At 38.7% G+C, this 15477-nt stretch carries 8 protein-coding genes; all 8 read left to right on the forward strand.

All coding sequences use genetic code 11. The annotated features are described in order from the left end of the window. Positions 1 to 50: 50 nt before the first annotated feature. The 8 genes from ING2E5A_RS07580 to ING2E5A_RS07615 all read left to right on the forward strand — a co-directional run bounded on the left by ING2E5A_RS07580 (position 51) and on the right by ING2E5A_RS07615 (position 15395). A complete protein-coding gene (locus ING2E5A_RS07580; RefSeq protein ID WP_071136884.1) occupies positions 51 to 2585 on the forward strand; it encodes a glutaminase family protein in 2535 nt (844 codons plus the stop codon). A 126-nt stretch (positions 2586 to 2711) separates the two neighbouring features. Next, the gene (locus ING2E5A_RS07585) at positions 2712 to 3875 is read left to right on the forward strand and encodes an IS4 family transposase (protein WP_071136885.1); all 1164 of its coding nucleotides are present in this window, start codon (positions 2712 to 2714) and stop codon (positions 3873 to 3875) included. 42 nt (positions 3876 to 3917) lie between these two features. Beyond that, complete coding sequence (locus tag ING2E5A_RS07590; protein ID WP_071136886.1) at positions 3918 to 5078, forward strand: glycoside hydrolase family 172 protein; 1161 nt, start codon at positions 3918 to 3920, stop codon at positions 5076 to 5078. Positions 5079 to 5089: 11 nt separating this feature from the next. Further along, on the forward strand, positions 5090 to 7150 hold the full coding sequence (locus tag ING2E5A_RS07595; protein ID WP_071136887.1) for a beta-L-arabinofuranosidase domain-containing protein: 2061 nt from the start codon (positions 5090 to 5092) through the stop codon (positions 7148 to 7150). Between the two features lie 58 nt (positions 7151 to 7208). Then, entirely contained in the window at positions 7209 to 8306 is a 1098-nt protein-coding gene (locus ING2E5A_RS07600; RefSeq protein ID WP_071136888.1) for a glycoside hydrolase family 2 TIM barrel-domain containing protein, read from the forward strand. A 30-nt stretch (positions 8307 to 8336) separates the two neighbouring features. Then, a complete protein-coding gene (locus ING2E5A_RS07605) occupies positions 8337 to 12338 on the forward strand; it encodes a hybrid sensor histidine kinase/response regulator transcription factor (RefSeq protein WP_071136889.1) in 4002 nt (1333 codons plus the stop codon). Positions 12339 to 12450: 112 nt separating this feature from the next. Further along, complete coding sequence (locus ING2E5A_RS07610) at positions 12451 to 14262, forward strand: glycoside hydrolase family 2 protein (RefSeq protein WP_071136890.1); 1812 nt, start codon at positions 12451 to 12453, stop codon at positions 14260 to 14262. After that, complete coding sequence (locus ING2E5A_RS07615) at positions 14241 to 15395, forward strand: sialidase family protein (RefSeq protein WP_071136891.1); 1155 nt, start codon at positions 14241 to 14243, stop codon at positions 15393 to 15395. The genes ING2E5A_RS07610 and ING2E5A_RS07615 overlap by 22 nt, the downstream gene beginning before the upstream one ends. Positions 15396 to 15477 lie beyond the last annotated feature (82 nt).

The following is a 15477-nucleotide window of genomic DNA, read 5'->3' on the forward strand; positions in this document are numbered from 1 at the left end:
GAATTAATAAGCAGACCCTAATTAGAATTTAATTAATCAAATCAAAAAAAATGAAAAAGAATGGTTTACTCCTTACTTTGATATCGTTTATTGCATTGCTATCCTGCGGCAAGCCTGCTAAAAACAGTATAATTATTGCAACAGATCTGACCACAGAACTTCGTGCTCCATCTTATCCATTGGTGACAGTTGACCCATATTTTAATGCATGGTCAAACGTCAACAACTTATATGATGATCAGGTAAGGCACTGGACTGAAAAAGAGTTTCCTCTTATAGGTGCACTTAGAGTAGACGGAACGATATACAGATTCATGGGTATTGAAAAAACACCCTTAAAAGCAATTTTACCTACATCACACGAAGAAAAGTGGGAGGGTAAGTATACATTTCAACAACCTACCGGAGAAGGATGGAAATCATTAGACTATGATGATAGCTCATGGAAAACCGGACAATCAGCCTTTGGAACAGAAAACGAACCTAATCTATCAACACTTTGGCAAACAAAAGACATCTGGATACGCAGAACTTTTAATCTGGATGATGATCTTAAGGACAGAGATATTTTCCTACACTATTCACACGATGATATTTTTGAACTATATGTAAATGGAATAGAGGTCGCAAATACCGGTTATTCATGGAAATATGATGTGCAGACTGAACTTGGCGAGGAAGTTAAAGCTACGCTAAAAGAGGGTGAAAATATTATTACCGCACACTGCCACAATAGAACAGGTGGTGCCTATGTTGATTTTGGTCTTTACGAACTGGAATCAAACAAATCAACCTTGGCTAATACAGCTTTACAAAAATCGGTAAGTGTACTGCCAACGCAAACAGTATATAAATTTGATTGTGGAGATATAGAATTGGATTTAATTTTTACATCCCCACTACTACTTGATGATCTGGAATTGGTCTCTCGTCCTATAAGTTATATTTCCTATCAGCTACGATCAAAAACCAATCAGCCTCATGAAGTTCAGATATATTTTGAAACAACGCCACAGTGGGCTGTTCACAATATCAGTCAGGCTGTAACTTTCGAAGAGATTGAAAATAATAGACTCAAATTTCTTAAAACGGGTACAGTGGAACAACCAATCTTAGAGAAAAAAGGTGATGATGTAAGAATTGACTGGGGATATTTTTACATGGTAGGCCATAATGATAAGTCAACCAACATGAAATTTGGTGACTACTGGAAAGTCAAACAAGAGTTTAGTAGTACAGGAGCCGTTTCTGGAACTGAAACAGAAAGTTTGTCAGAAAAAATGAATAGTGAAAATATGACAGTATTGGCATATAGTAAAGATTTGGGAAAGGTCACAAATAATATGACAACAGGTTATATCATGCTTGGATATGATGATATATTCTCAGTCAGATATTTCGATGAGGACTTAAAAGGTTATTGGACTAAAGATGGTACTGTTGATATATTCACTGTTTTTGATGATGCTGTAGATGAGTATTCTTCAATAATGAAAAGGTGTGATGAGTTTAATCACAATCTGTTCTCAGATGCAGAGAGGGTAGGTGGTCGCAAATATGCAGAGCTTGTCTCATTAGTATATAGACAAGCAATTGCAGCGCATAAATTGGTAAAGGATAAAGAAGGAAACCTGCTATTCTTTTCTAAGGAGAACAATAGTAATGGATCCATTGGTACAGTAGATATTACTTATCCATCATCACCCTTATTCCTGATCTATAATCCAGATTTGGTAAAAGCAATGCTTAATCCAATTTTCTATTACAGTGAAAGTGGAAAATGGACAAAACCATTTGCCGCACATGATGTAGGTACATATCCTATTGCGAATGGGCAGACTTATGGTGGTGATATGCCTATAGAAGAGTCGGGGAACGTTTTGATATTAACTGCAGCAATTTCTGAGATTGAAGGAAATGCTGATTATGCAGCCCAGCACTGGGAAACATTGACAACTTGGACTCAATATCTTAAAGAATATGGTCTAGATCCGGAAAATCAACTCTGTACTGATGATTTTGCAGGACATTTAGCGCATAACACAAACCTATCGATTAAGGCGATAATGGGAATAGCATCTTATGGAAAACTTGCCGGCATGTTAGGAAAGACAGATGTTGCTGAAGAGTATATGCAGATTGCAAAAGATATGGCAACTCAGTGGGAAACGATGGCAGATGATGGTAATCATTACAGGTTAACCTTTGACAGGCCTGGTACCTGGAGCCAAAAGTATAATATTGTTTGGGATAAGTTATTGAAGTTCAATATCTTTAATCCTAAGATTATTAAAAAAGAGATGGCTCTGTATAAAACATTACAGAACGAATATGGACTGCCTTTAGATAATAGGGCGACATACACTAAAACTGACTGGATAATGTGGACAGCTACTCTTTCAGGAGACAGATCTGATTTTGATGCATTAATAGATCCGGTTTATAAGTATGCGAATGAAACAACATCCCGTGTGCCCATCAGTGACTGGCATGATACGCATACTGCTGTGAGAATGAACTTTAAAGCACGTTCAGTGGTAGGTGGTTACTATATGAAACTATTAGAGGATTTATTGAAAAGATAATTTCATTAGTGTCCACTAAAAATTAGAAAATGTTCTTTGAAATTATTGATATACTATACTTTACAGGACTTTTTTCGGCGTGACGATTTGAATTTTTATTTTTGTTCTTTTTATTATGAAGGAACAATGAACAAAGGCAAATTCGTGTATGCTCAGATTGTAGAATTCTTACCTCAGCGAGTTTTTGACACCATTGTCTTAAAGTATGATGGTAACAGATATGTAAAACATTTTACATGTTGGAATCAACTTCTTGTAATGGTGTTCGGGCAACTTACCAACCGTGACAGTTTACGTGATTTGATTGTGGCAATTGAAGCCCACAGCAGAAAAAGTTACCATCTCGGTTTTGGAAAAAGTGTTACCCGTAGTAATCTTTCAAAAGCAAATGAAAATCGCGATTATAGGATCTTTGAAGAATTTGCTTATTATCTCATCGGAGTTGCCAGACAAAAGCTGGAAAACAATGATTTTGAGATAAAAGGTAAAGTCTATGCTTTCGATTCCACAACCGTCGATTTATGCTTGTCAGTATTCTGGAGGGCTAAGTTTCGCAAGAATAAGGGTGAAGTAAAAATCCACACTCTTCTGGATATAACCACACAAATACCGGTTTTTGTGCATATTACAACTGCTTCGGTTAATGACATGAATGCAATGGATGTAATTCCATATGAGGTGGGTGCCTATTATATCTTCGACAGAGGATATGTTGATTACACCCGTCTTTATAGGATTACAAAACTGGAATCTTCATTTGTAGTCAGAGCCAAAAAGAACCTGAAGTTTGAAGTTAAGTCTCATAATCCGGTAGATGAAACTACAGGTGTCATGACCGATCAGACAGGTTTCTTGAAAGGATTCTACACATCTAAAGATTATCCTGAAAGCCTCAGGAGAGTTGCATTTTATGACAGGGATAAGAACACGACGCTCATATTCCTTACAAATAATTTTGAACTCACAGCCGATCAGGTTGCAATGCTTTATAAGAACCGTTGGCAAATAGAACTGTTCTTCAAATGGATCAAACAGCATCTAAAGATCAAATCTTTTTGGGGAACTTCCCGGAATGCGGTTAGAATCCAAATATACAGCGCAATTATCGCATATTGTTTGGTTGCGATTGTAGGACACGATTTACAAATCAAGCGAACAACTTACGAGATTTTGCAAATTTTAGGAATCTCTCTTTTAGATAGAACTCCTGTAAATGAACTATTTACCAATATAGATATCAATGATGTCAAAGATCGAAATGATAATCAACTGACGCTCAATTTATTTTAAGTGGACAGTAGTGAGATAATTTATTAAATAAATAGCGGTAAGATGCGTAATAGAAAAGAGATAAACAGGCAGTCCCGACGAAAAGCATTAATGACTTTAGGTGCTATTGCCGGAACATCTACTTTAGGAGTAATTGGTAATTCATACTCCAGATATGAGGACCAAATATTAAATAAAGAGAATTTGCCTCTTTTTTCTATCAGAGATATGAAGTCGGGACAACTCACTACATTTAACAATGAGACCAAACAAAAAGCTTTTCCTATACAACCTGGTGAAAAAAAAGTATTGGTACAACATGATTCACCCGGTATAATCACCCGGCTTTGGATGACCACATCCGGGTGGTTTTGGGAAAATTGGGATGTGAGAGAAGAAAAGTGGCCTGATGCAACTATCCTGAAAAAACTTATTCTGAGAATTTATTGGGATGACAATAAATTTCCATCAGTGGAAGCTCCAATTGGAGACTTTTTTGGGGTAGGTCACTGCGAATACAAGCACTTTGTTTCCAAATATTTAGGTATGTCAAGTGGTGGTTTTTATTGCTATTTCCCTATGCCATATAATAAAGTAAAGATAGAGGTAGAGAATCTGCATGATAAATCAGTTCCACATGTTTTTCTAAATGCCAACTACACCTCATACAATGTTTTACCTGCAGATGCGGGTCGTTTTCACTGTATGTATAACTCCGGTACCAATGCAGGTTCTGAACCTCAGTATATAATGAAAACTAATGGTAAAGGTCATTTCGTAGGTTGTTGTGTATCAATGCAGAGCTGGCTTCCAAACTACCTGGGATATCTTGAAGCACCTGAATATATTTATATTGATGATGGGTTTGAAGAGAAAAATCCGACAATTGTTGGTACAGGGTTAGAGGACTATTTTAATGGTGGGTGGTATTTCAGAGATGGAGAGTTCAATGCACCACTTCACGGGGTGCCGTTGAAAGACTCTTTACGATCAATGATATCAATGTATCGTTTTCATGAAACTGATGCTATCTTTTTTGATGAATGTTTTACTATGTTGTTTCAATCACCGCGTCCACCGGAACATACAAGGGAGTTTAAGTATTCTTCTACTGCATACTGGTATCAGCAAACTGCATCTGAATTATTATTTAATTTACCATCTAAAGATAAACTGGTTGATCTTTATCGAATCAGAGATACAGATCATCAGTCAATCCCTTAAAAATTCCAAGAATGAAAAAAGTAAATTTACTATTTACCATCTTAACAGTGATGTTTTCACTGCACACAACAGCACAGAACAATATGAAAGTTACAATAGTGGACAGGCCTGATAAAAGTAGAGAGAATAACAATTATATCACTAATAGGGCCCCACTGCAGCCGTTAAGTTTCATCAAGCTTCCTGTTGGTGATATAAAACCGGAGGGTTGGACATTAAAGCTGCTTGAACTCCAAAAAGATGGTTTAAACGGCCACCTTGGTGAAATTAGTGCATGGCTTGACAAGGAAAACAATGCATGGCTAGGAACAGGCAGTGATTATGGTTGGGAAGAGGTGCCATATTGGCTTAAGGGGTATGGTAATATGGCTTATATTCTCAATGACAAAGAGATGATAGAAGAAACAAAAACTTGGTTGGAAGCAGTTTTCAAGAGTCAGAGAGAAGATGGTTATTTTGGACCTTACATCGAGAAAAATGGTAGACCTGACCTTTGGGGAAATATGATTATGACCTGGTGTCTGCAATCATATTATGAGTTCTCAGGGGACGAAAGAGTAATTGATCTATTAACCAATTATTTCAAATGGCAGCTTAATCTTCCGGAAGATATGTTTTTGAAAGATTATTGGGAAAATAGTCGCGGGGGCGATAATCTCCTTAGTATTTACTGGCTTTATAACATAACAGGTGATGATTTTTTAATTGAACTGGCAGAGAAAACTCACAAAAACACAGCAAACTGGCGTCAGAGATCTACATTGCCTAATTGGCACAATGTAAATATTGCACAAAGTTTCAGAGAGCCTGCCACTTATTATATGTTATCGGCAGACTCGGCAGATCTAATATCCACCTATAATGTACACCATTTGATACGTAACATATTCGGTCAAGTGCCGGGAGGGATGTTTGGAGCAGATGAAAATGCTAGAATGGGGTATATTGATCCGCGACAGGGAACAGAAACCTGCGGTTTTGTTGAACAGATGGCATCGGACGAAATATTGTTGAGATTAACAGGCGATCCTTTCTGGGCAGAGCATTGTGAAAATGTAGCATTTAATTCTTATCCTGCATCGATGATGCCAGATCTGAAATCATTACGTTACATAACCTCGCCAAATCACACTATAAGTGACTCCAGAAATCATCATCCGGGTATAGATAACAGAGGACCATTCCTGGCAATGAACCCATTCAGTAGCAGATGTTGTCAGCATAATCATGGACAGGGCTGGCCATACTATATTGAACATCTTGTATTAGCATCACCAGATAATGGAATTGCGGTTGCAATGTATGGACCTTGTACAGCAAATGTAAAAGTTGCCGATGGAAAAGAGGTGAAGATCATTGAAGATACAAATTATCCTTTTGAAGAATCGGTTAAATTTACAATTCAAACCAATGTAAAAGTTGCTTTTCCTCTCTATCTAAGAATTCCTACATGGACTGATAACCCTTCAATTACTGTGAATGGTGTTAAGTTGGATCTATTACTTGAAAATGGGAAGTATGCACGAATTGAGAAGGAGTGGCAAAATGGAGATGAAGTTGTATTTAATATTCCGATGAAATTATCTCAATCGGTATGGCATGTAAACCAGAATAGTAGAAGCATAAATTATGGACCATTGACCTTTTCATTGAAGATCAAGGAAAACTATGAGAAAGTAAGCAGCATTGAAACTGCAATTGGTGATTCAAAATGGCAGAAAGATGCTGATCAGGAGAAGTGGCCTAGTTATGAAATATATCCGGGAAGTGAATGGAATTATGCCCTGGAAATAGATGATTTGTTACCTATTGAAAAGAACTTCAAGGTTGTAAAAACAACATGGCCTGCTGATCATTATCCATTCACCACAGAGAGTCCGCCTATTCAGATAATTGCAAAAGGGAAGAGAGTTATAGGCTGGGGAATAGATCAGTATGGACTTACAGCTGAATTGCCCATAAAGGAGAATATTAAATTTGAAAAGGAGACTGATACTATTACACTAATTCCTATGGGTGCAGCAAGGTTAAGAATATCTGCCTTCCCTGTATACTTAAAAAAGATCGAATAATATAATGGTATATTTGATGAATAGATATTGATTGAAGTAACCCAATAAAAAACAGAGTATGAAAAGAGTCCTTTATGTAGCAATACTTATATTTTCGATAAACATTATCTACTCCTGCAATCAGGCTAATAATGAAAATACGGAAGATATAACAGTAAGAGAAGTATGGAATGCACAGAAAGCCAATGAATGGTATGCGCAACAACAATGGTTGAGAGGTTCAAATTTCATTCCCAGCACTGCAATTAATCAATTAGAGATGTGGCAGGAGGATACATTTGATCCTGAGACAATAGACAGAGAGTTAGGTTTTGCAGAAAGCATAGGGTTTAATTCTATGCGTGTTTATCTGCATCATTTGGCTTGGCAGATTGATCCGGATGGTTTTAAAAACAGAATTAATGATTATCTTGAAATTGCAGAGAGTCATGGAATATCTACAATGTTTGTTATTTTTGATGACTGCTGGAATCCTACATATGAAGCAGGGGTGCAACCTGGGCCTAAACCAGGTATTCATAATTCAGGATGGTTAAGGGATCCTGGTGATTCAATTTATATCAATCCGGATATGATTACTAATCTAGAGTTATATGTCAAAGATATACTGACCACTTTTGGTGATGATGAGCGAATTGTTTTGTGGGACCTATATAATGAACCGGGTAACTCAGGATATGGTAATAAAAGCATGCCACTATTGGAAAAAGTTTTTACTTGGGGTAGGGAAGTGAATCCTTCACAGCCTTTATCCTCCGGAGTATGGAGCTGGAATTTAGAAGAAATATCTGAGTATCAGTTGAATAATTCAGATGTAATAACATATCACAATTATGGGAGTGCTGAAAATCATCAGAGCATGATAGATACATTAAGAACATTAACGGAAAAACCGTTGATATGTACAGAGTATATGGCTCGTACAAGAAACAGCACATTTCAGAATACGATGCCTATATTGAAATCTGAGAATATCGGTGCATATAACTGGGGTTTGGTAGCAGGTAAAACCAATACGATATATGCCTGGGATACTCCTATGCCAGACGGATCTGAACCAACTGTTTGGTTTCATGATATTTTTCGTAATGATGGTACTCCCTATAGTCGGGAGGAGGTTGATTTAATCAAGGAATTGACCGGCAAAAGCAATTAATATATAATACTATATCGATTTTTTTAAAAAATGATTAGGTTGGTACATCTGCTTTTTATAGTGTTCTTTTTAGCAGTTTCAAGCAGTAGCCTGGCATCAGTAGCAAATGCCGGCTACTCTTTTAAACATTACAATACTGATAACGGGTTGTCGCAAAATACCGTAAGAACCATAATGCAGGACAACATGGGATTTATGTGGTTTGGCACGAAAGATGGACTAAATAGGTTTGACGGTACCACATTCAAACTCTTTAAGTTTTCTCCTGATGGAGAGCTATGTGATAATGTTTTCCACAGAATAATTCAGGACAGAAATAACAATATCTGGGTATCAACTGAAAATGGGGTGTATACATATGATGTTATTAAGGAGGTCTTTCATGTATTTGATAAAAAAACAACCGATAATTTATCTGTAAATGGAGTTGTTACAGATATGGTTATTGATGATAGTGGAGATATCTGGATGTCGGTTGAAAGTAAGGGCATCTTCCACTATAACCTTGAAGAAGATGTTCTTAAATTTTATACAATACCAATTGTAGAAGATGGATTGAAAATGGTAAGCCTTTATCCTTCCAAAAACAAAGGTGTATGGGTATTCAGATACTCATCTATTATTCTGCATATTGATAAAAATAAAGAGGAGATTACTGAATTCAATCTGGAAGATGACCCTGAGCTATTATTGCAAACAGGTGAAGTGCTTGATGTTTATTCAGATCAAAGCAACATTTTACTTGTCGCTACTTCGCAAAAAGGGCTGGTTGCTATTAATACGGTTAATAAGACTCACAATGTAATTTTGGATAAAGATGCTAATGGACAACCAATATTTGTCAGGACAATTGAGAGAGTTGATCCAAATACACTTTGGATTGGAACAGAGTCAGGTATTTTTATTATTAAATCAAACAGTGGTGAAGTAATAAATTTACGTCATAATCCCGCTATTCCCAATTCTATTTCTGACAATGCCATCTATTCAATATATAGAGACAAAGATGGGGGTGTTTGGGTCGGTTCTTATTTTGGAGGTGTAGATTACTACTCAAATGTGAACAGAAATTTTGAATTGTTCTACCCTGTATTAAATGAACAGAGCCTAAAGGGAAAAAGAGTAAGAGAGTTTTGTAATGCACCTGATGGAAATATCTGGATAGGTACAGAAGATGGAGGTCTTAATCTGTTTGATCCCAAAAACAACTCCTTTCTTCCTTTACCGCAAACTTTAAGATCTTTATACTCCAATATCCATACATTGTTTCAGGATGGTGATTTATTATGGATTTCCACATACTCTAAAGGGTTGAACAAATACAATACTGTAACAGGGGAATTGGTTACTTACGTTAAGTCGGATGACCCTCACTCAATATCACACAACAGTACATTTGCAATGTGTAAGGACAGACAGGGGCACTTATGGATTGGTACTTTATCGGGAGTTGATATTTATGATGAAGAAAAAGATCAATTTAATAGAGTTGAGATACTTAAAGGGATCTCTATCCAGGATATTTTTGAAGATAGTAAGGGTTATATTTGGATATCTACATTTTTAGATGGTGTATATAGATTTGACCCATCTAATAACGAATGGAAGATATTTCTTCATGATGCTTCGCTAGATGGTTCATTACCATATAACAAACCGACTTCTATATTTGAAGATAGCAAGAGGAGACTGTGGGTAACAACACAGGGAGGGGGATTTGGACAGTTCGATTATAAAACGGAGAAATTTACAACCTATAATACATCAAATGGACTTAATAATGATGTGGTCTATCAAATTCAGGAAGATGTTGAAGGTAAGCTATGGTTATCTACTAATCAAGGTCTGGTTAGATTTGATCCGGAAAAAGAATTTTTTGTGAACTATACAGTAGATAATGGTCTTAAATCAAATCAATTTAACTATAAGTCAAGTTTTAAGGATTCAAGTGATAATATATATTTTGGCTCATTAGATGGATTCATTCGCTTCAATCCTACTGAATTGTTATCTTTTAATATAAAGAGTGAAGCACTCTTCACAGATCTTTTTATAAACAATCGAAGAATAAGTCCCTCTGTTAACAATTCCATTCTGAAGCAAAGCATAATTTACACTGATGAGATTCAACTACCATATAATCAAAATTCAGTTAGTTTCAATTATACCATCTTAGACTATTCAGGTTTAAGTAAAAACAACATATACTATAAACTTGAAGGTTTTGATGAAGATTGGATAAAGTCAACCGCCGGACAACAGTTAATATACTCTAACTTGAAGCCAGGTAAATATAAACTGCATCTTGCGTCCGGTGGTTATGACAGTAATGAGCAAATAACAGTAAATAGGACTTTATCAATAATAATAAAGCCGCCATATTGGTTAACAGGTTGGGCATATCTTATTTATTCTCTAATAATACTTGGTGGCTTGTTTCTGTCATATAGATACTTGCACAATCGTGTCAAACTAAAACGTGTAAAAGAGATGAGAGACTTTGAGCAATTGAAGGAGAGAGAGTTGTTTCGCTCAAAGATCAACTTCTTTACAAACGTTGCTCATGAAATAAGAACTCCACTCACATTGATAAAGGCTCCTCTTGATCATGTCCTTATGAAAGAGTCAGTTTCTGATAGTATAAAAGATAATCTGCTGATTATGCAAAAAAATACTGATAGATTGCTATACTTGACAAATCAGCTGCTAGACTTTCGTAAAACGGAATCGGACTCATTTGTTCTTAGTCTTAAAGCTCATAACGTAACTGAATTGATTAAGGAGTCGCAGCTGCGTTTTACCCCTCTAGCCATACAAAAAGGAGTAGAGTTTGAATTTATACTGCCTGACTCAGATATGTACGTTCAAATTGATAAGGATGCTTTTTTAAAAATTGTAAGCAATCTATTAAACAATGGTATTAAGTATTGTGAAAGTTATGTCAGAGTTAAGGCTTTTATAAATAATGACACACAGCAATTTCATCTATTGACTGAGAATGATGGAGAATTGATTCCTCAGGAGTATGAAGAGGAGTTATTTAAACCCTTTGTACAATTTGGTGCCAGTGAAGTAGTGAATGGTTCAGGTACAGGTATAGGTTTAGCTCTTGCAAGTTCTCTGGCTCAGCTGCATAATGGAACTTTGAGACTGGAAAATGATTCTGTAACAAACAGATTTCATTTGACCTTACCAGTTGGTGATATCAGCGTAATGGAAAAGAAGCCCGAAATTGTTGAAAGCAATGAACTATATGTAAGTTACAATGATGCTGAATCAAATACAAAGAAAACAATTGTGTTGGTTGATGATGACTTGGAGCTATTGAATTTTGAAAGCAACCTACTTAATGAATATTACAATGTTTTATTGGCAAGAAACGGGAGTGAGGCACTGGATGTGCTGCGTGAAAACAACGTCAATCTGGTGGTTTGCGACATCATGATGCCCGGGATGGATGGTTTTGAATTTACAAGGAGGATAAAGTCGGATATCGAATTCAGTCACATTCCGGTAATTCTGCTCACAGCAAAGGTGAATGTGGAGTCGAAGGTTCAAGGTTTCGAGATTGGTGCGGATGCCTATATAGAAAAACCCTTTTCGCTGGAGGTGTTGATGGCTCAAATTGCCAACCTGCTGCAGAACCGGGAGAAATTGCGTGAAACTTTCCTGAAACATCCATATATCGGGGCCAATAGTGTTGCGCTCACCAAATCGGATGAGGAGTTTATCCGGAAACTGCATGCAATCGTGGTGGAGAATATAGACAATTCAGGCTTTATCGTGGAGGAGATCGCAGAACATTTTAATATGAGCAGGGCCAGTTTTTACCGGAAAATCAAGGGTGTTCTCAATCTTACGCCCAACGAGTATATCAGGGTGGAGCGTTTGAAAAGGGCGGCACAACTGCTAAAAGAGAAGACATATAAGGTAAATGAGATCTGTTACATGGTCGGGTTCAACTCACCTTCCTATTTTTCGAAATGCTTTCAACAGCAATTCGGGGTCTTGCCGAAGGATTTTGAGCCATAAAAGGGTTTTTGAGATGGTTTTTACACTTTTTGAGCAGTTTCCTCACATTTGTTCCTTTTTAAATGACTATTTTCGTGGTGCCAAACACATAAATTTTTAAATTAGTATCAATATGAAATCAAAATTAGTCCTATTTATTTTGCTTGCAGCAACATTTTCACTGTCCGCCCAGTGGAAACCGGCGGGTGACAGGATAAAGACACGTTGGGCAGCAGAGATTGATGTGAACAACGTATTGCCTGAATATCCCCGGCCCATCATGGAGCGTTCGCAGTGGCAAAACTTGAACGGGTTATGGAATTATGCCATCCTGCCGGTAGGAAAACAGGAACCTACATCGTTCGATGGGAAGATTCTGGTTCCGTTTGCCGTTGAGTCTAGTCTATCGGGAGTGCAGAAACGAGTGGGGGGTGACAACGAACTGTGGTACCATCGCGAGTTTACCGTTCCATCCAACTGGAAAAACAACAGGATACTGCTCCATTTCGGAGCTGTCGACTGGAAAGCTGATGTCTGGGTGAACGATATCAAGGTGGGACAACACACCGGAGGCTATACACCGTTTTCTTTCGATATTACACCTGCTTTGAAGAGTGGAGCCAATAAACTTGTCGTAAAGGTATGGGATGGAACCGATGATGGATATCAACCGAGAGGTAAACAGGTGAACAACCCGCACGGCATATGGTATACCCCGGTGAGCGGTATCTGGCAGACTGTATGGTTGGAACCTGTTCCTGAAAAATATATCGAGAATGTGAAGATTACTCCCGACATCGACAAAAACATCATCAGCGTCAAGGCATGCGTCAACGGTTCTGCCCCGTCAGACAAGGTTGTGGTGAAGGTGATGGCAGGTTCACAGGTTGTCGCCACCGGTCAATCGATCAATAATCAGCCGGTTGAGGTCTCCATGCCTGCCAATGCCAGGTTATGGTCGCCCAACGATCCTTTCCTCTATGACCTTGAAGTGACCTTGGTTGAGGGTGCAAAAACGGTGGATAAGGTAAAGAGCTACACCGCAATGCGTAAATTCTCCACCAAGCGCGATGATAAGGGAATTGTTCGTCTTCAGTTGAACAACAAGGATCTATTCCAGTTTGGCCCGCTCGATCAGGGATGGTGGCCCGACGGACTCTACACCGCTCCTACCGACGAAGCACTGAGGTATGATGTCGAAAAAACCAAGGATTTTGGCTTCAACATGATCCGCAAACATGTGAAGGTGGAGCCTGCCCGTTGGTACATGCATTGCGACCAGCTCGGTATCATCGTGTGGCAAGACATGCCTAACGGCGACAAGAGTCCCGAGTGGCAGATGCACGAATATTTCACCGGTGTTGAAAGATTGCGTTCGCCCGAGTCGGAAGCCAATTACCGAAAAGAGTGGAAAGAGATCATCGATTACCTCTATTCCTATCCTTCAGTTGGTGTTTGGGTTCCGTTCAACGAAGCCTGGGGTCAATTCAAGACAAAGGAGATCGTAGAGTGGACCAAACAGTATGATCCCTCACGCCTGGTGAACCCGGCCAGTGGTGGCAACCATTATCATGTTGGGGATATGCTCGACCTGCATAACTATCCGCAACCCAGGATGTACCTCTATGACGGCCAGCGGGCAACCGTCCTCGGCGAATATGGTGGCATCGGTTGGGCAAACAAGGAACATCTGTGGGAACCCGACCGTAACTGGGGCTATGTACAGTTCAACAGCTCGGAGGAGGTGACCAACGAGTATGTTAAATATGCTGAACAGCTGAAACAGCTGATCCGCCAAGGATTCTCCGCAGCAGTATACACCCAGACCACCGACGTGGAGGTTGAAGTGAATGGACTGATGACCTATGACAGGGCCGTAGTTAAAATTGACGAAGGTCGGGTTCGGAAAGTTAATCAGGAGATATGCAATATATTGAACAACTGATCTATATTTTAGTTTTCACTCTCATAATTACTGCCTGCCAGCCAGGACAGGACAATCAAGAAGAGTATTACATAGAGTGGGATAAAACCTCCCTCTTCCGCATAGCAGAGGAGGGAGGTTATCCCCGTTTATGCCGTTTAAACGACGGTACGTTATTGGTAGCATATGAGAATAGGCGAGGTGATGTGGTTGTAAAGAAGAGCCGTGATGAAGGTGTCACCTGGGATGACCCTGTAACTGCATATGAGAAGTTTGAATATGTGGATCCACACTCTTCCTCCTTTACAACAGTTAATATTGCCAACCCCGAAATGGTTCAGTTGATCAATGGAGATATTTTGCTGGCATGTAACTTACGACCCGTGAAGGAGGGAATCTACCCCTTTTCAATTGCGTTGAAAAGAAGTGTCGATATGGGAAGAACATGGTGTCCGGCACAAATACTCTATAGGGCTGCCCCTTTTTTTGGGGATGGTTGTTGGGAACCCTCTTTTCTGATCTTGCCAGATGGGACGATTCATATCTATTTCGCAAATGAATTACCTTACCGCAACTCGGATGAACAAGAAATCTCCATGATACAATCTGTAGATCACGGTCATACATGGAGTGAAAAGCCATCAACCGTCAGTTTCAGGCAGGGTCATCGGGATGGGATGCCTGTAGCCATCCATGACGGCACGAATATCTATGTGGCTATTGAAGATAACCTGTCGGGACAATTCAAACCATACATCATTCGCAGTTCTGTTTACAATCCATGGGGCAATGCCGTGCCGGGAGATTCACCTTACCGCTATGCTGCCTTAAGGTCTGTGCTACCTGATACGGTATATGCCGGAGCTCCCTATCTTATTCGAACCGAGAGTGATGTTTATGTTCTCTCCTATCAGACTACACACAACAGAGGCTCAGACTGGGAACGATCGACTATGGAGGTGCAGGTGAGCTCTACACCATCGGATTTCCATAATCCGTCCCGACCTTTCGTTGTTCCGCTTTCGAGGGAAGCCAAATGGAATTCATTGGCCGATCTAGGAGGTAATACAATTGCAGCACTGACTTCCACAAACTTCGAAGGCGGAAAAATTGGAATCTGGATGATTAAAGGGAAAATAAAAAAAATTGAATGAAAATAAGTTGTCAGATTATTCAACTGCTGTTTTTACTTCTCTTCCTGTCAGGATGTAAAACTGCTGGAGGACTCAATGAGAC

This window comes from Petrimonas mucosa (assembly GCF_900095795.1).
Classification (GTDB): Bacteria; Bacteroidota; Bacteroidia; order Bacteroidales; family Dysgonomonadaceae; genus Petrimonas; species Petrimonas mucosa.